The sequence below is a fragment of the Streptomyces viridosporus T7A genome (assembly GCF_008704515.1).
In the GTDB taxonomy this organism is placed as follows: domain Bacteria; phylum Actinomycetota; class Actinomycetes; order Streptomycetales; family Streptomycetaceae; genus Streptomyces; species Streptomyces viridosporus.
The window spans coordinates 4,520,641-4,537,143 of the sequence record NZ_CP023700.1 but is presented as its reverse complement, the minus strand read 5'-3'; the positions used below and the strand labels follow the sequence as shown (position 1 = coordinate 4,537,143).

General features: G+C 73.7%; 16 protein-coding genes and 1 pseudogene. 8 read left to right on the top strand and 9 right to left on the bottom strand.

The window, feature by feature from the left end:
- Positions 1–251: 251 nt before the first annotated feature.
- Positions 252–998, top strand: coding sequence for an SLATT domain-containing protein (locus CP969_RS21080; RefSeq protein ID WP_016825304.1), 747 nt, complete (start codon positions 252–254; stop codon positions 996–998).
- A 231-nt stretch (positions 999–1,229) separates the two neighbouring features.
- On the opposite strand, the gene CP969_RS21075 is transcribed toward CP969_RS21080, so the two are convergent.
- The 3 genes from CP969_RS21075 to CP969_RS21065 all read right to left on the bottom strand — a co-directional run bounded on the left by CP969_RS21075 (position 1,230) and on the right by CP969_RS21065 (position 4,315).
- A complete protein-coding gene (locus CP969_RS21075; protein ID WP_150474954.1) occupies positions 1,230–3,128 on the bottom strand; it encodes a serine/threonine-protein kinase in 1,899 nt (632 codons plus the stop codon).
- Positions 3,129–3,206: 78 nt separating this feature from the next.
- Complete coding sequence (locus CP969_RS21070; protein WP_016825305.1) at positions 3,207–3,713, bottom strand: MarR family winged helix-turn-helix transcriptional regulator; 507 nt, start codon at positions 3,711–3,713, stop codon at positions 3,207–3,209.
- Positions 3,710–4,315: a DJ-1/PfpI family protein gene (locus CP969_RS21065; RefSeq protein ID WP_016825306.1), complete on the bottom strand. Its 606-nt coding sequence runs from the start codon at positions 4,313–4,315 to the stop codon at positions 3,710–3,712. Before CP969_RS21065 ends, CP969_RS21070 begins: the two co-directional genes overlap by 4 nt.
- A gap of 247 nt (positions 4,316–4,562) precedes the next feature.
- Here CP969_RS21065 and CP969_RS21060 point away from each other — a divergent pair, with 247 nt between their 5' ends.
- From CP969_RS21060 to CP969_RS21050, 3 genes are all read left to right on the top strand, one after another.
- Positions 4,563–5,918, top strand: a complete 1,356-nt coding sequence (locus tag CP969_RS21060) for an aspartate aminotransferase family protein (RefSeq protein ID WP_026085006.1) — start codon at positions 4,563–4,565, stop codon at positions 5,916–5,918.
- 164 nt (positions 5,919–6,082) lie between these two features.
- Positions 6,083–6,784: a GntR family transcriptional regulator gene (locus CP969_RS21055; RefSeq protein ID WP_004985402.1), complete on the top strand. Its 702-nt coding sequence runs from the start codon at positions 6,083–6,085 to the stop codon at positions 6,782–6,784.
- A 139-nt stretch (positions 6,785–6,923) separates the two neighbouring features.
- On the top strand, positions 6,924–7,574 hold the full coding sequence (locus CP969_RS21050) for a hypothetical protein (RefSeq protein ID WP_026085007.1): 651 nt from the start codon (positions 6,924–6,926) through the stop codon (positions 7,572–7,574).
- 10 nt (positions 7,575–7,584) lie between these two features.
- Here the strand turns inward: CP969_RS21050 and CP969_RS21045 are convergent, their stop codons facing one another.
- Positions 7,585–7,875 (bottom strand): hypothetical protein, encoded by a 291-nt coding sequence (locus CP969_RS21045; protein ID WP_004985405.1) that lies wholly within the window; start codon positions 7,873–7,875, stop codon positions 7,585–7,587.
- 75 nt (positions 7,876–7,950) lie between these two features.
- The gene (locus CP969_RS21040; RefSeq protein WP_399474534.1) at positions 7,951–8,517 is read right to left on the bottom strand and encodes a TetR/AcrR family transcriptional regulator; all 567 of its coding nucleotides are present in this window, start codon (positions 8,515–8,517) and stop codon (positions 7,951–7,953) included.
- On the opposite strand from CP969_RS21040, the pseudogene CP969_RS21035 reads away from it, so the two are divergent.
- Positions 8,425–8,856: pseudogene (locus CP969_RS21035) on the top strand (EamA family transporter); the annotation flags it as partial. The gene CP969_RS21040 and the pseudogene CP969_RS21035 sit on opposite strands and share 93 nt — an antisense overlap.
- A gap of 123 nt (positions 8,857–8,979) precedes the next feature.
- On the opposite strand, the gene CP969_RS21030 reads toward CP969_RS21035, so the two are convergent.
- Complete coding sequence (locus tag CP969_RS21030; protein ID WP_004985411.1) at positions 8,980–10,263, bottom strand: adenylosuccinate synthase; 1,284 nt, start codon at positions 10,261–10,263, stop codon at positions 8,980–8,982.
- A gap of 186 nt (positions 10,264–10,449) precedes the next feature.
- On the opposite strand from CP969_RS21030, the gene CP969_RS21025 reads away from it, so the two are divergent.
- Complete coding sequence (locus CP969_RS21025) at positions 10,450–11,298, top strand: diacylglycerol kinase family protein (protein ID WP_016825313.1); 849 nt, start codon at positions 10,450–10,452, stop codon at positions 11,296–11,298.
- 17 nt (positions 11,299–11,315) lie between these two features.
- On the opposite strand, the gene CP969_RS21020 is transcribed toward CP969_RS21025, so the two are convergent.
- Together CP969_RS21020 and CP969_RS21015 are read right to left on the bottom strand one after the other, a co-directional pair.
- Complete coding sequence (locus tag CP969_RS21020; RefSeq protein ID WP_016825314.1) at positions 11,316–11,897, bottom strand: Uma2 family endonuclease; 582 nt, start codon at positions 11,895–11,897, stop codon at positions 11,316–11,318.
- Between the two features lie 95 nt (positions 11,898–11,992).
- Positions 11,993–12,490: a GbsR/MarR family transcriptional regulator gene (locus CP969_RS21015; protein WP_016825315.1), complete on the bottom strand. Its 498-nt coding sequence runs from the start codon at positions 12,488–12,490 to the stop codon at positions 11,993–11,995.
- Positions 12,491–12,594: 104 nt separating this feature from the next.
- Between CP969_RS21015 and CP969_RS21010 the strand changes: the two genes are divergently transcribed.
- Positions 12,595–13,539 carry an ABC transporter ATP-binding protein gene (locus CP969_RS21010; protein ID WP_016825316.1) on the top strand — a complete coding sequence of 315 codons (945 nt, stop codon included), beginning with the start codon at positions 12,595–12,597 and terminating at the stop codon, positions 13,537–13,539.
- Entirely contained in the window at positions 13,536–15,197 is a 1,662-nt protein-coding gene (locus tag CP969_RS21005; protein ID WP_016825317.1) for an ABC transporter permease, read from the top strand. Before CP969_RS21010 ends, CP969_RS21005 begins: the two co-directional genes overlap by 4 nt.
- 67 nt (positions 15,198–15,264) lie before the next feature.
- On the opposite strand, the gene CP969_RS21000 is transcribed toward CP969_RS21005, so the two are convergent.
- Positions 15,265–16,482, bottom strand: coding sequence for a cytochrome P450 (locus tag CP969_RS21000; protein ID WP_016825318.1), 1,218 nt, complete (start codon positions 16,480–16,482; stop codon positions 15,265–15,267).
- Between the last annotated feature and the right edge of the window lie 21 nt (positions 16,483–16,503).

The window sequence follows — 16,503 nt, the reverse complement described above, 5'->3', positions numbered from 1 at the left end:
TGGTCCGGGCGGCCGTCGCTCCAGCACTCTTTCGAGTGAGTTCCGTCCGGGGCCCTATACCTGATCAGGGCCTTCTTCCGGGCGGAAAAAGGCGCGAACCTCCGGCGCCGCCACCCGTTGGGCGGTAGGAAGGGTCCGACACGCGAGCACCGGGCGTCATCGTTCCTTCACCGTGTGCGGTCGACCGGGGGACGGCCGGAGAGTCAGTCGGAGATCAGTCGGAGTCAACAGGGGTCAGTAGGGAGAACCGGGTGGGTCAGCCGGAGATGCAGCCCGAGGGTCGGCCTCAGGACGGGCGGGGTGAGGAGGCGGCCGGGCTGCGGCCCGGCGAGCCGGGCGGACGGGTGTTCCCGCTCGGGGACTGGGGGGAGCCGGCGGCCCGGCTGGACGAGCTGTACCGGTGGGTGGAGCGCGGGGCCCTGGACACGGCCGCCTGGTACCTCGCGGAGCGGGTGTGGAAGCGGCGGTGCGCGCGGGCGCTGCGGGCCGGGGCGGCGGCGGGGGCCGTGACCGGGGCCGCGCTGCCGCTGCTCGATCTGACCGGGGTGGCGGACGGGGCCGCGCCCTGGGGGTACATGGCGCTGCTGCTCGGGGTGGCCTGTGTGGCCGGGGACCGGTTCTTCGGGATGACGTCCGGCTGGATGCGGGACGTGGCCACGGCCCAGGCCGTGCAGCGGCGCCTCCAGGCCCTCCAGTTCGACTGGGCCTCGGAGTGCGTCCGCGAGGTGCTGGGCCCGACGGAGGGCACCGCGAGCGAGGCGGCCGAGCGGTGCCTGTCGGTGCTGCGGCGGTTCTCGGAGGACGTGGCGGAGCTGGTGCGGGTCGAGACGGCCGACTGGATGGTGGAGTTCCGTGCCGGGGGCGCGCCGCTGGGCATCCAGGCGGCGGTGGCGGGCGCGGGGCGCCCGGAGGGCTCCCTCCCGCACGGCCGCTTCCCCTCCTCGCCGGGACCGGCCCGCCCGAACATGCCGAGGCAGCGCCCGCCCGAGCCGAGGTAGCGTCCGCCCGGGCGCCGGTGGCGTCCGCCCGGGCCGGGGTGAGGTGTCCTCCGGGTCACGGCGCGGGGTGCGCGGCCGGGCACTCCGCGCCGTCCCGTCACCGCCCGCCCGTTCGGCCGGGTGGTCACCGTACGGCCGCGCGAAGGGGTGCGCGGCGTTCGTCCGCCGGCGTTCACCGGCGTTCGCCGAACGTTCAACCGCCTTCACCAGGAGCGGACTTCGCGCGGCCGGTCAGTCCCGCCGGTAGGTGAGCTGCTCGCCGTTGCCGGTGTTCACGCGCCTCAGGGAGCCGTCGGGCAGCAGGGTGACCTCGGAGGCGGTACCCGGGGTGCAGGCGCTGCGCGGCTGACCGACCGTCACGGACGACGGGCCGATCTCCAGCCGGTCGCCGGAGCCGGTGACGCCGGTGAGCCTGGCCTCGAAGACGCAGTGGTAGGTGCCGTTCCCGGTGGGTCCGTCGGCGACGAGGGACAGGACCGTGTCGCCCACCTCGCCCTGCCGGACGGTCAGCCGGCGGCTGTGCTGCCCGCTCGCGTTGTCGATGGTGGTGGACCAACTGCCCAGGTACGCCGTCGGGATCGTCCCGTCCGCCGACGGTGTGGTGCTCGGCTGCTCCGTCCCGGCCGGCCGCTGCGCGTCGGGGGTGGTGGCGGGGTCGGTGCTGCGGGGCGCGCTGCTGGGCGACGAGGGCGCGGTGGGGTCGTCGCCGGCGTGGCCGCCGGTGTCGCGACCGCTCATCAGGGCGTACACCGTGCCGCCCGCGGCGAGCGCGACGACCAGCGCGATCACCACGAGCAGCGCGGTGGAGCGGCCGTCCCGGCGCGGTGCGGGCGCCGGTCCGTACGGCGGGGTCGGCCCGAAGGGCGGCGGCCCGTACGGCGGGGTGTGGCCGGTGCCGTGGCCGTGGGCGGGATAGCCGTACGCGGGGTGCTGCTGGGGGTGCCCGTACCCGGCCGGGGCGGCGGGGGCCGGGCCCGGGGGCGGGGCGGGGGCGTACGGACCGGCGACCAGGGTGGGGAGGTGGTCGAGCGGAGGGCTGTCGCCCGGCCTGCCCGGCGGGGGCGGGGCGGGGGTGCCGGAGGGTGCCGCGGCGAAGTCGTCGGCGGTGGGGGCGTGTTCGGGGGTGGCGGCGGGAGCGGGACCGACCGGTGCGCTCCGCGGTGCGCCGGGGGGCGCACCGGCCTCGGTGGGCATGGGCCCCGGCGGGGCCTCCGGGTCCTCCGCGTCCAGCAGCCGCACCGCGTGCCGGCCGAGCTGGGCGACCAGGGCGCCCGGCAGCCAGGGGTCGCGGGAGCGGCCGCCGACGACGGTGTCCTCGGCGCCGGTGCGCCGCAGCACCTGGCCGAGCGTGGGCCGCTCGGCGGGGTCCTTCCTCAGGCAGTCGCGCACGAGGTCGACGAGGCCCTCGGGCACCCGCTCCAGGTCGGGTTCCTCCTGGGCGATGCGGAACATCAGGGCGTGCACCCCGCTGTTGGCGGTGCCGAAGGGCAGCACGCCGGTGGCGGCGTAGGCGAGCACCGAGCCGAGGCAGAAGACGTCGCAGGCCGGGGTGATGCGGTCGCCGCGCACCTGCTCGGGCGCCATGAAGCCGGGCGAGCCGACGAGCGCGCCGGTGCGGGTGAGCCCGCCGTCGGTGACCGTCTCCAGGGCCCGTGCGATGCCGAAGTCGATGACGCGCGGCCCGTCGATGGTGACGAGCACGTTGGACGGCTTGAGGTCGCGGTGGACCAGGCCCGTGGCGTGGATGTCCTTCAGGGCGTGCGCGAGACCGGCGGCGAGGATGCGCACCGAACGCTCCGGCAGCGCCCCGTGGTCGTGCCCGACCACCTGCTGGAGGCTGGGCCCGGCCACGTACCCGGTGGCGACCCAGGGCACGGGCGCCTCGGTGTCCGCGTCCAGCACCGGTGCCGTCCAGGCGCCGCCGACCTGCCGCGCGGCCTGCACCTCCTGGCGGAAGCGCGCCCGGAACTCCTCCTCCCGGGCCAGTTCCTCGCGCACCAGCTTCACCGCGACGGTGCGCCCCCGGTCGGAGCGGGCGAGGTAGACGTGCCCCATGCCGCCGGCCCCGAGCCGCGCGAGCAGCCGGTACGCCCCGATCCGCTGCGGATCCCCCGGGCCGAGCTTCTCCATCGTTGCGCCGCCTTCCCCCCACAGTGAGCAACGGCTCCAAGATAGTGCGGGGCCGCTCCCCGGTGAGCCGGGCGACCTCTACGGTTCCGTAACAGGCGGGCCCGGCTCGTCGAGCACCGGCGGGCCCAGCTCGTCGAGCACCGGCGGGCCCAGCTCGTCGAGCACCTCGGACAAGCGTTCCAGCAGCCGCACCGCCCGCTCGAGGTCCGCCTCCCCGTACGCCCGCGCCAGCCGTTCGGCGAAGGCCGCGTGGCCGGGGTCGATGCGGGTGATCGCCGCGTGTCCCCGGGCGGTCGGCGCGAGGAGCTTGGCACGGCGGTGGGCGGGGTTGGGCCGGTACTCGGCGAGGCCCTGCTCCACCAGCAGGTCGGCGATGCGCTGCACGCTCTGCCGGGTGATGCCCATGGCCCGCGCGATGCCGGAGACGGGCAGCGGCTCGGGGAGGACCGCGCCCAGCACCTGCCACCGGGCCGCGGTGAGTCCGGCGGGCCGGGCCAGTTCCTCGGCGACCGCGAGGAACTGGCCGTTGAGCCGGAAGGCGCCGAGCGCGCCGCGGCTGAGCAGGTCCTGCTGCTCCCGGCTCACCGGGCCAGGGCCTTCTCGAACTCGGCGTACGCCTGTGCGTCGGAGTCGTGGAACAGCCGGTACCAGGCGTCGATCGCGCGCTCGTCGTAGGCGCCGAGCAGCCGGAAGACCTCGCGGGCGAAGGCGACGGGCTCGGTCGGCCCGGCGGTGACGAGCCCGCCGTCGGTGACGGCGTCGGCCTCGACGTACCGCTGCGTGCCCGCGTACCCGGTCGCGGCGAGGTGGAAGGACGCGGCGCCGGTGTGCGCCCGGTCGTCGAGCAGGCCCTCGCGGGCGAGGCCGGCGGTGGCGCCGCAGATCGCGGCGACGGGCACGCGGGCGTCGAGGAAGGCGCGGGCGGTGCGCGCGAAGGGGGCGAGCGCGTCGCCCTCGTCCCAGAGGGTCCCCCCGGTGAGGATCAGCAGCGAGCTGTCCTCGGGCCGCAGCGCGTCGAGCGCGAGGTCGGGCAGGACGCGCAGTCCGCCGATGCTGGTGACGGGCGCGCCGGTCGGGGCGACCGTGCGGACCTCGTACCCGGCGAGCGCGAGGTGCGCGGTGGTGTGACCGGTCTCCCAGTCGGCGAAGGAGTCGTGAACGGCGAGGTGGACGGGCTTGCGGGTCATGACCGCTCCCTGGGGTGTGGGCGGGTGTGCGTCATCCTCTTATGACAACATGCTGTCGTTTAGGCAGCATACTGTCAATCGGTCACGGAGAGCGCGATCGCGGGGGGAGCGCGGCCGCGAGGGGGCGAAGGAACGCGGTCGCGGGGGGAGCGCGGTCGCGGCTGTCGACAACCTGTCGCGGAAAGCGGCCGACCGCAGACAGCCCGCCGATGTCGCGCACCCGCCGCCGGCACCTACCCTCGGGCGCATGACCCCTCAGCCGAACCCCGAAGTCGGGGCCGCCGTGAAGGCCGCCGACCGTGCGCACGTCTTCCACTCCTGGTCCGCGCAGGAGCTCATCGACCCGCTCGCCGTCGCCGGGGCGCAGGGGTCGTACTTCTGGGACTACGACGGCCGGCGCTACCTCGACCTCACCAGCGGCCTCGTCTACACCAACGTCGGCTACCAGCACCCGAAGGTCGTCGCCGCGATCCAGGAGCAGGCGGCGCGGATGACGACGTTCGCGCCCGCGTTCGCCGTCGAGGCGCGGTCGGAGGCGGCGCGGCTGATCGCCGAGCGGACGCCGGGCGACCTGGACAAGATCTTCTTCACCAACGGCGGCGCCGACGCCGTGGAGCACGCCGTGCGCATGGCGCGGCTGCACACCGGGCGGCCCAAGGTGCTCTCCGCGTACCGCTCCTACCACGGCGGCACCCAGCAGGCCGTGAACCTCACCGGCGACCCCCGCCGCTGGGCCTCCGACAGCGGCACGGCCGGGGTGGTGCACTTCTGGGCGCCGTTCCTGTACCGCTCCCGCTTCTACGCCGAGACCGAGGAGCAGGAGTGCGCGCGGGCGCTCGAGCACCTGGAGACGACGATCGTCTTCGAGGGACCGTCGACCGTCGCCGCGATCGTCCTGGAGACCATCCCGGGCACCGCGGGCATCATGGTGCCGCCGGCCGGCTACCTGGCGGGCGTGCGGGAGCTGTGCGACAAGTACGGGATCGTCTTCGTCCTGGACGAGGTCATGGCCGGGTTCGGGCGGACCGGGACCTGGTTCGCCGCGGACCTGTACGACGTGGTGCCCGACCTGATGACCTTCGCGAAGGGCGTGAACTCCGGGTACGTGCCGCTGGGCGGCGTGGCCGTCTCGGGCGCGATCGCCGAGACCTTCGCCCGGCGCCCCTACCCCGGCGGGCTGACGTACTCCGGGCACCCGCTGGCCTGCGCCGCCGCCGTCGCGACGATCAACGTGATGGCGGAGGAGGGCGTCGTCGAGCACGCGGCGCGGCTCGGCGCCTCCGTGGTCGGCCCCGGGCTGCGGGAGCTGGCCGAGCGCCACCCCTGCGTCGGCGACGTGCGCGGGGTCGGCATGTTCTGGGCGCTGGAACTGGTGCGGAACCGGGAGACCCGGGAGCCGCTGGTGCCGTACAACGCGACCGGTGAGGCGAACGCCCCCATGGCCGCCTTCGCCGCCGCCGCGAAGGAGGCCGGCGTCTGGCCCTTCGTGAACATGAACCGGACGCACGTGGTCCCGCCGTGCAACACGGGCGAGGCCGAGTTGAAGGAGGGGCTGGCGGCGCTGGACGCGGCGCTGTCGGTGGCGGACGACTACGTGGAGTGACCGGCCGGGAGGCCGCCGTGACCGGGCGGCCGGGGCGGGCGCGGGCCGGCGCCGCCCCGGCCTCCACTCGAACACGCCGCTCCCGTCCGACCGCGTAAGGTGGCGTGCCCGTAGACGTCTACGGGCACGCCCGTTCGAACACGCGACGAGGGAGACGCCCGACCATGCCCGGCATCAGCGGCAGCGGCGCCGTGACCCGCAACACCCTGCGGCAGCAGATCGCCGACGCGCTCCGTGACGAGGTGCTGGCCGGGCGGCTCCAGCCGGGGCAGGAATTCACCGTCAAGGAGATCGCCGAGCAGTACGGGGTCTCCGCGACCCCGGTCCGGGAGGCGCTGGTCGACCTGTCCGCGCAGGGGCTGCTCGACGCGGACCAGCACCGGGGGTTCCGGGTGCACGAGTACTCCGTCGACGACTTCCGCGGGATGATCGAGGCCCGCACCCTGGTGGCCGACGGGATGTTCCGCGCGCTGACCGACGGCGGCCCGGCGCGTTTCCGGCCGGACGAGCCCCCGGTCGCCACCGCCCTCGCGGGGGTCCGGCGGCGCGGCGAGGAGGCTCAGCGTGCCGCCCTCGCCGGGGACCTGACCGTCCTGATCGGCTACGACCTGCGCTTCTGGCGCGAACTCGGGTCCGTCTTCGGCAACCCGTACCTCACCGACTTCCTGCACCGGATCCGCGTCCAGATGTGGGTGTGCGTGGTGCAGCAGTTGCGGCGGCTGCCCGATCTGCGGGGCCGGCTGTGGGCCGAGCACACCGGCCTGGTCGACGCCCTGTCGCGCCGTGACACCGACGCCGCCCGCGCGATCGTCGCGTCGTACCACACCCATGCGCTCGCGCTCGTCGAGCGCATGAGCGCCGAGTGAGCCGCCCCGGGCCGGGGAGCCCGGGGGCCGGGACCGGCGTCGTCCGTGTTCCCCTGGGTAAGGGACCTGCACGGGGGAAGCCGTCCTCGCGCCGCGTCGATACCCTTTCCTGACCACCGTGCTGTGTGAGGAGCCCTCTTTGGCCTGTGATCTGTGGTTGGTACCGCTCGTCGACGTGTTGTGCCACACCCCCGACAACCCCTTCGCCGAGGAACTCGCGCAGTACAACGCGGTGCTCGCCGAGGCCGGACTGCCGCCGGTGCCGGTGTACCAGTACATGCCGGGACTGTCCGGCGAGGTGGCCCCGGTCGCGGGCTTCGACTACGACGCGCTGCACTTCCTGCGGCGCGTGTACCTGCTCCAGGTGTGCGGGCTGCCGGTCACGCCGGTGGACGAACTGGGCGGTGACTACGAGCAGTTGCTGGAGATGTTCGAGACGACGGCCCAGCAGTCGCACCTGGTGTGGCACTACGACCACGCGGGCGCCTACGTCCCCGTCGACTTCCCGCACCCCCTCGCCAACGAGGCGCTCCTCGCCGGCGGCGGCCCGCTGGGCTCCTCCCACGCCCTGCTGCGGGAACTGGAGTTCGTCGCCCCGTCCATCGGCATCGACCCGGCGAACCCCCCGGCGGCCCCCGAGCCCCCGCTCGGCCCGACCGAACTGGAGGAGCCGGCCGTCCCCGCCCCCTACGACCCCAGCCCCTTCGCCCGCGAACGCCACGTCTGGCTGGGCCTGCACGCGGCGGCGACCCGGAGCCTGGCCCAGGGATCGATGATCGTCTTCAGCTGAACCGACGGGGTCACCGCATCTGGGCGAATCCCTTCCGCATGTCCTCCGCGTTCATGATCGGGCACACCTCGACGTCGGCGTTCATCTCGGTGAAGAACGGTTCACCCGTCGGCGGCAGCTCCGAGCTGTCCTGCATGTCGAAGACCAGCAGGACCGTCCGCCGCCCGCCCAGCGGGCCGAAGTAGGCCGCTTCCGGGTGGAGCCGGTCGAGGATCTCCTGCAACTGCTCGGGCAGCTTCCCGGTGCGGATGAGTTCGTTCGCCCGGTCCGTGTCCAGGGTCGCCTTGAGCATCACGCGCATCGCACTCACCTTCTTCCGGTCGATGCACGTGCCGCGTTCCACCGTATCCCCGGAACGTGAACCGCCCGCGCCGGATCACCGCTTCGCCGCGGAGCCCTCGGCGGCGGCGAGGAGGGCTCGCGCCTCCTCGCGGGCCCTGCCGATCGGGTCCGCGAAGACGCCCAGGCCGTGGGCGACCAGCGCCCCTTCGTGCAGCAGCATCAGCGTCCGGCCCAGCCGGTCGGCCCCCTCCGGGGCGATGTCCCCCGCGAGGTCGGTGAACAGGGCGAGCATCCACTGCTTCTGCCCGGTGATGACCGGGAGGGCCGGGTGGGCCGGGTCGCTGATCTCGGCGTGGGCGTTGACCATGCTGCACCCCTTGGAGCCGTGCTCCGCCGCCCAGGCGCGCGAGGCGTCGAAGACGGCCAGGACGCGCGCCGCCGGCTCCGGCCCCGCGGCGTCGAGGCAGGGGGCGAGGAAGGCCCGCCAGCGCTCGTCACGAGCCGCGAGGTACTCCACGACGATCTGCTCCTTGGAGCCGAACCGGTCGTAGAGGGTCTTCTTCGTCACCCCGGCCTCGGCATGTTCTCGCTGGTGGCGGCCACGTTCCTGGAAAGCCGCTCCCGTGTGCGGGTCGCGCCCCTGGTGTCGATGACCGTCCACTGCGCCACCAGCGCCGTCGTCTTCACCGCGCTCGCCGTGGGCACCGGGGCCGCGAAGCCGCCCGCCGGGACCTCCTTCTGGGTCGCGATCACCTGGCTCGTGGTCCTGTCGACCTTCGGCGGGTACGGGCTGTACTGGCTCATCCTGCGGCGCTCCGGAGTCACCGAGGTCAACACCCTCATGTTCCTCATGGCCCCGGTCACGGCGGTCTGGGGCGCCCTCGCGTTCGACGAGCCGTTCGGCCCGCAGACCGCCCTCGGCCTGGCCGTCGGCCTCACCGCGGTCGTCGTCGTCCACCGCGGGAACGCCTCCCGCGCGCCGCGGCCCGCCCGGCGCTGAGGAGGAAGGCCGAGGAGAAGGCCCGGGGGGGGGACCGGGGAGGAAGAAAAAAAGAGGGACGGCCGGGCGGGTTCACCGCACCGGCCGTCCCCTTCGGGTCTCCGGACCCCCGGGAGGGCCCGCTCAGAGGAACGAGTTGATCTCGATCGTCTCGTCCCGGCCCGGGCCCACGCCGATCGCGGAGATCGGGGCGCCGGACATCTCCTCCAGCGCCTTGACGTACGCCTGGGCGTTCTTCGGCAGGTCGGCGAAGGTCTTCGCCTTGCTGATGTCCTCGGACCAGCCGGGGAGCATCTCGTAGACCGGCTTCGCGTGGTGGAAGTCCGTCTGGGAGTACGGCAGCTCCTCGACGCGCCGGCCGTCGATCTCGTAGGCGACGCAGACCGGGATCTGCTCCCAGCCGGTGAGCACGTCGAGCTTGGTGAGGAAGAAGTCGGTCAGGCCGTTCACCCGGGTCGCGTAGCGGGCGATGACCGCGTCGAACCAGCCGCAGCGGCGGTCGCGCCCGGTCGTCACACCGCGCTCGCCGCCGATGCGGCGCAGGGCCTCGCCGTCCTCGTCGAAGAGCTCCGTCGGGAACGGGCCGGCGCCGACGCGGGTCGTGTACGCCTTCAGGATGCCGATGACGCGGCTGATCTTCGTCGGACCCACGCCGGCACCCGTGCAGGCGCCGCCCGCGGTCGGGTTGGACGAGGTGACGAAGGGGTACGTGCCGTGGTCGATGTCCAGCAGCGTGCCCTGGCCGCCCTCGAAGAGGACCACCTTGTCCTCGTCCAGCGCCTGGTTGAGGACCAGCACGGTGTCGGCGACGTACGGCGCCAGCTTCTCGGCGTAGCCCAGCAGCTCCTCGACCACCTGGTCCGCGGCGATCGCGCGCCGGTTGTAGAGCTTGGTGAGGACCTGGTTCTTGACGTCGAGCGCCGCCTCGACCTTCTGGGTGAGGATCGACTCGTCGTACAGGTCCTGGACCCGGATGCCGACGCGGTTGATCTTGTCGGCGTAGGTCGGGCCGATGCCCCGGCCCGTCGTACCGATCTTGCGCTTGCCGAGGAAGCGCTCGGTCACCTTGTCCACCGTCACGTTGTACGGCGTGATGATGTGGGCGTTGCCGCTGATCAGGAGCTTCGACGTGTCGACGCCGCGCTCGTTCAGCCCGCTCAGCTCGGAGAGCAGGACCGAGGGGTCGACGACGACGCCGTTGCCGATGACCGGCGTGCAGCCGGGTGACAGGATTCCGGAAGGGAGCAGGTGGAGGGCATACTTCTGGTCACCCACGACTACCGTGTGGCCGGCGTTGTTGCCGCCCTGGTAGCGCACCACGTAGTCGACAGAGCCACCGAGCAGGTCCGTGGCCTTTCCCTTGCCCTCGTCACCCCACTGAGCACCGAGCAGCACAAGTGCGGGCACGCGCGTACACCCCTTCCGGGCGGGGCATGTCCAAGGTCAGGGGCGTACGCGGAGGATCTCCGCCGCGTGCACCGCGACCACCGTTGGCCGCCAACCGTCGGACCGGATGCCCCGGAATAGACGAAGCCCCCGGCGCAATAGCGCAAAGGGGCTCTTGCACAAAGATGCTACCCGAGGAAGCGAGGCATGGCCGAGGTGGCGACTTCCGCGACGTCCGATCAGCTCCTGGTGGTCATCGATCCGGTCGCCCGGCGCACGGACGGTGAGTCCGTGCGCATCGCGAAGGACGTGCTCGGCGCGGGTGCGCAGACGAAGCTGTGCCTGCCGGACGGCCCGGAGGAGTTCGCCCGGGCACTGGCCCGGCGCGGGTCGCGGCGGCCGGTGGTGATCGGGGACGACCGCGCCCTGGTGCGGGCGGTCGCCCTGCTGCACCGCCGGCGGGAACTCGCCGCCTGCGCCCTGTCGCTCGTCCCGGTCGGGGGCGCGCTGGACCTCGCCCGGTCGCTGGGGGTGCCGACGGGGGCGGTGGCCGCGGCGCGGGCCGTGCTGGAGGGGGTCGAGCGGCGGATGGACCTGCTGGTGGACGACAGCGACGGCGTGGTGCTCGGCGCGGTGCGGATCCCGCCCCTCGGGGCGGCGCCGGCGCCGGAGGCCGAGCCGGGGCGTCCCTGGCTGCGGACGTGCCAGTCCCTGGTGCGGACCCTGGTGCCGTCCCGGCCGTCCCGGATCGCCTCCGCGCCCGAGACGGGGCCCGCACGGCTGCGGGTGGAGGTCGACGGGAAGACGCTCGTCGACCTGCACCAGTCGGTGCGGACCGTGTCGGTGGTCCCCGGCGCCTCCGGGACGGCCCGGGTCGAGGTGCGGCCGGCGTCGGTGGGCGCGGAGGCGTCCCCGCTGGCGGCCGAGGGACGCACGGTGACCGTGTCGGGCGCGCACTTCCGCTACCGGGCGGACGCGCTGGTGTCGGGACCGGTGCGGACCCGGACGTGGGAGGTGCGGGAGGAGGCGTGGGGGATCGTGCTGCCGGCGCGGTAGCGGCTCCGGGATCCGCGTCAGGGAGCCTTGAACCCGGTCGTGTCCAGCACGCAGTCGAACGGCTCGGGGATCGGCAGCTTCTCGCCGAACGGCTTGGAGCAGCTGGACTCGTACCCCTTGGCGGAGGGCATCCAGAAGACCGTGGCCTGCTCCTCCTGCATGTCGAGGAGGAGGTAGACGGGGACGCCCGCCTTTCCGTACGTCTCGACCTTGTCGCTCAGGTCGTCGTCCCAGGTGGAGGGGGAGGTGAGTTCGGCGACGAAGGAGAGGGCTTCGCCGTCCAGGCGGTTGCTGGTACTCCGGCTGATGTTCCGATGCCCCACGTGGATGTCCGGTCCGTACGCGCGCTCCGCTCCCGGGAAAACGTACAAGAAGGGGCCGTAACTGATCCGGTGCTCCTCGGGGAGATGCGGCCGAAGCTGCTCACACACCAGCTCCATGACGTCGAGGTAGTACCCCTTCGACCACGGCGACACGACGATGTTCCCCCTGATGATCTCGGCCTGGTAGCCGTCGGGCACGTCCAGCTCGTCGAGGGTGTCCAGCAGGCCCTCGAAGCTGTGGGGCTCGGTGCCGTTTGTCGTCGGTCGCTCTGCCATGACTGTCATGATGCGCCCTCCCCTGGAGACGGACCAGCCACAACCCGGCGTAGTCGATCGACTACGCCGACATGACCGGCTCCGGGGATCCCGCCTCACCCCCGCCCGAACCGCTCCTCCCGGTGCGCCCGCCAGCGGGCCATCAGGGCCGGGACCTCCTGCTGGACGAACTCGAAGAAGGCCAGCGTCTCCGCCAGCCGGCGGCCCGCCGGGGTGTGGGGGCCCAGGCTGGCGACGCCCTCGCTCAGGGCCTCCTCCCAGCGCCGGATGACGGCCTCGCGGTTGGCGAGGGCCTCGTACCACTGGTCGCCGTGCACGCGGTACCGCTCCCGGCGCGAGCCCGGCTCCCGCTCGCGGGAGACCATGTGCACCTGCGCCAGGTAGCGCACCGCCCCGGAGACCGCGGCCGGTGAGACCCTCAGCCGCTCCCCCAGCTCGGCGGAGGTCAGCACGCCCGTGTCGGAGGAGAGCAGGGCCGCGAAGACGCGGGCGGGCATCCGCGGCAGTCCGGCCTCCACCAGTTGCGCGGCGAAGTGCTCCACGAACCGCGAGACCGCCTCCGGGTCCCGGTCCGTCCCGGCCGGTTCCGCCATCGCCCGATCATCTCCCCTGCTCAGACAGCGTGCGCCAGTCTAACCGCCGTTTCACACACTTCCTCATCTTCACAAGTTTCTGAAAGTAGCGTACGTTCCGAAGCATGACGAAGGCCATCAGCGTCTCCGGACTCCACAAGTCGTTCGGTCGCACCCGCGCACTCGACGGCCTCGACCTGGACGTCGAGTCCGGCGAGGTCCACGGATTCCTCGGGCCCAACGGCTCCGGGAAGTCGACCACCATCCGCGTCCTGCTGGGCCTGATGCGCGCCGACTCGGGCGCCGCACAGGTGCTCGGCCTCGACCCCTGGGCGAACGCCGTGGAGCTCCACCGCCGCCTCGCCTACGTCCCCGGGGACGTCGAGCTCTGGCCGAACCTCACCGGCGGCGAGGCCATCGACCTGCTGGCGCGGCTGCGCGGCGGCCTGGACCGGAAACGGCGCGCCGAGCTCATCGAGCGCTTCGACCTGGACCCGACCAAGAAGGGCCGCGCCTACTCCAAGGGCAACCGGCAGAAGGTCGCCATCGTCGCCGCGCTCGCCTCCGACGCCGAGCTGCTGCTCCTGGACGAGCCGACCGCGGGCCTGGACCCGCTCATGGAGGTCGTCTTCCAGGACGTCATCGGCGAGGCCAAGGCCGCCGGAAAGACGGTCCTGCTCTCCAGCCACATCCTGGCCCAGGTGGAGAAGCTCGCCGACCGCGTGAGCATCATCCGGCTGGGGCGCACCGTCCAGTCCGGCACCCTCGGCGAGCTGCGCCACCTGACCCGCACCACCGTCGAGGCGGAGACCGAGCGGCCCGCCACCGGCCTGGACCGCCTGCCCGGCGTCCACGGCCTGGAGGTCGTCGACGAGGCCACCGGCCGGGTCCGCTTCGCCGTCGACGGCGGACGGATCGACGAGGCCGTCCGCAAGCTCACCGAGTTCGGCATCCGCAGCCTGGTCAGCCACCCGCCGACCCTGGAGGAGCTGATGCTGCGCCACTACGGCGACGAGCTCGCCGCCAACGGGCACGGCACCGGACCGCGCACCGACGGGGACCCGCGATGACCGCCGCGACCGCCGCCCCCGAGGCCCCGGCCCCCACCGGCCCGGTCACGGGCGGCAACGCGCTGGCCGGGACCCGGACGCTGATCCGCTTCGCCCTGCGCCGGGACCGCGTCCGGCTCCCGGTGTGGGTCCTGGCCCTGTTCCTCGGCACACTGGCCACGGCGAACAGCTTCCGGACGCTGTACGGCGGCCCGGAGGACCGGGCGAACGCCGCCCGCACCATGGACAGCCCGGCCGGCCTCGCCATGTCCGGCCCCCGCCACTACCTCGACGACTACGGCTTCGGCTCCATGCTGAGCCACCAGATGCTCGGCTTCACGGCCGTCCTCGTCGGCCTCATGAGCGTGCTGGTCGTCACCCGGCACACCCGCGCCGAGGAGGAGACCGGCCGCGCCGAGCTGGTGCGCTCGGCCGTCGTGGGCCGCCACGCCCACCTCGCCGCCGCCCTGTCCGTCGCGGCCCTGGCCAACCTCGCCCTGGCGCTGCTGCTGGCCCTCGGCCTGGCCGGCCTGGGCCTGGAGGGCGTCGACACGGCGGGCTCGCTGCTCTACGGCTTCGCCCACGCCGCCGTCGGCCTCGTCTTCGCCGCCGTCGCCGCGGTCACCGCCCAGATCACCGCGCACACGCGCGGCGCGTCCGGCACGGCGCTCGCGGTCATCGGCCTCGCCTACGTGCTGCGCGCCGCCGGCGACAGCGGCCGGACCGACGCCCTGTCCTGGCTGTCCCCGATCGGCTGGGCGCAGCGCAGCTACCCGTACGTCGACGACCGCTGGTGGCCGCTCCTGCTCTGCCTGGTGCTCGCGGTGGCGCTCGCGGCGGCGGGCTTCGCGCTCTCCGCCCGGCGGGACGTGGGCGCGGGCCTGCGTCCGGAGAAGCTGGGCCGCCCCACCGCCTCCGACGCGCTCACCACGTCGTCCGGCTTCGCCCTGCGGCTGCACCGCGGCACGCTGGCCGGCTTCGGCGCGGGCCTGTTCCTGATGGGCGTGATGTACGGATCGATCCTCGGGGACGCCGAGGAGATGCTGAAGGACATCGACCAGGTCCAGGAGGCCCTGGAGCGCATCGGCGGGGCCGGCGTCGCCGAGTCCTTCGCCTCCATGGTGATGGTCGTCCTCGCGGTCGTGGCGGCGGTGTACGTGGTCATGGCGACCCTGCGGCCCCGTTCCGAGGAGACCGCGGGCCGCGCCGAACCCCTGCTCGCCACCGGCCTCTCCCGCACCCGCTGGGTGGGCGGTCACCTGGCCGTGGCCCTGGGCGGCGGCACGGTCGTCCTGCTGCTGGCCGGGCTCGGCTTCGGCGTCTCGGGCGCGGCCTCGACCGGTGACGCCGGGCTGTTCCCGGAGCTGGTGGGGGCGGCCCTCGTGTACGCGCCCGCCCTGTGGGTCACGGTCGGCGTGGCCGTGGTGCTCTTCGGCTGGTTCCCGCGGGCGAGCGCGGCGGCCTGGGCCGTGCCGGTGTACGCCTTCGTGGTCGGCTACCTCGGCCAGATCCTCCGGTTCCCGGACTGGATGAACAACCTCTCCCCGTTCGGCCACGTCCCCCGGCTCCCCGCCGCGGACCTGGACTGGACCCCGCTGCTCCTGCTGACCCTCGTCGCCGCCGGTCTGGTGTGGCTGGGCTTGGCGGGCTTCCGGCGGCGGGACCTCGAGACGAAGTAGCGGCAGCCGTACCCCGTCCCCCGCCCCTCGGCGGGCGGGGGACGGGGCGGCGTGGACCGGCGCGGGCTCAGACCTCGACCGCCAGCCCCTCCAGTCCCCGGATCACGAAGTTCGGCTTGCGCTCCGGTTCCTCCGCCGGGGCGAGGGTGGGGGCCTTCTCCAGCAGGGCCGCCAGGGAGGCGGTGAGCTCGATGCGGGCCAGCGGGGCGCCGATGCAGTAGTGGATGCCGGCGCTGAAGGAGATGTGGGGGTTGTCCCGGCGTGCGAGGTCGAGGCGTTCCGGGTCGGTGAAGACCGCCGGGTCGTGGTTGGCGGAGCCGAAGAGCATCGCGACCTCCGCGCCCCTCGGGATCACCGTGCCGTCGATCTCGATCTCGTCCAGGACCCAGCGTTCGAAGAGCTGGAGCGGGGTGTCGTAGCGCATCAGCTCCTCGACGGCGGACGGCACCAGGGAGGGGTCGGCGCGCAGGGCGGCGAGCTGGTCGGGGTTGCGGAACAGCGCCCACCAGCCGTTGACCGTGGCGTTCACGGTCGCCTCGTGGCCGGCGTTCAGCAGCAGGGCGCAGGTGGAGACCATCTCCTGCTCGGTGAGCCGGTCGTCCTCGTCGTGGGCGGCGATCAGCCCCGAGATCAGGTCGTCGCCGGGGTCGCGGCGGCGCTCGGCGATCAGGTGCCGGAGGTAGTCCGAGAACTCGGCCGACGCCCGGACCGCCTTCGCCGCCGCCTCCTGCGACGGGTTCAGCTCGTACATCCCGCAGATGTCCGCCGACCAGGGGCGCAGCGGGGCCCGGTCGGACTCCGGGATGCCCAGCATCTCGGCGATCACCGCGACCGGCAGCGGTTCGGCGACGTCCCGCAGCAGGTCGCCGCCGCCGGCCTCGACGAGCCGGGCCACCAGCTCCTGCGCCAGCCCCTGGACGTAGGGCTTCAGGCGCTCCACCGTGCGCGGGGTGAACGCCTTCGACACCAGGCGCCGGATCCGGGTGTGGTCCGGCGGCTCGAGGTCGAGCATGCCGTGGTCGTTGAGGGTGTGGAACGGCTCGTGCTCCGGCGGCGGCGCCGTCCGGCCGAACTCCTCGTGGTCGAAGCGGTGCAGGTACGTCCGGCCCAGGCGCCGGTCGCGCAGCAGTGCCGAGACGTCGGCGTGGTGCGGGACCAGCCACTGGTTCGTCGGTTCGAACCAGTGCACCCGGCCCCGCTCCCGCAGTTCGGCGTAGGCGGGGTACGGGTCGGCGACGAACGCCGGGTCCCACGGGTCGAACGCGAGGTCGGAAAGGGCTGCCATGGACGGACGGTAGCCCGGCAC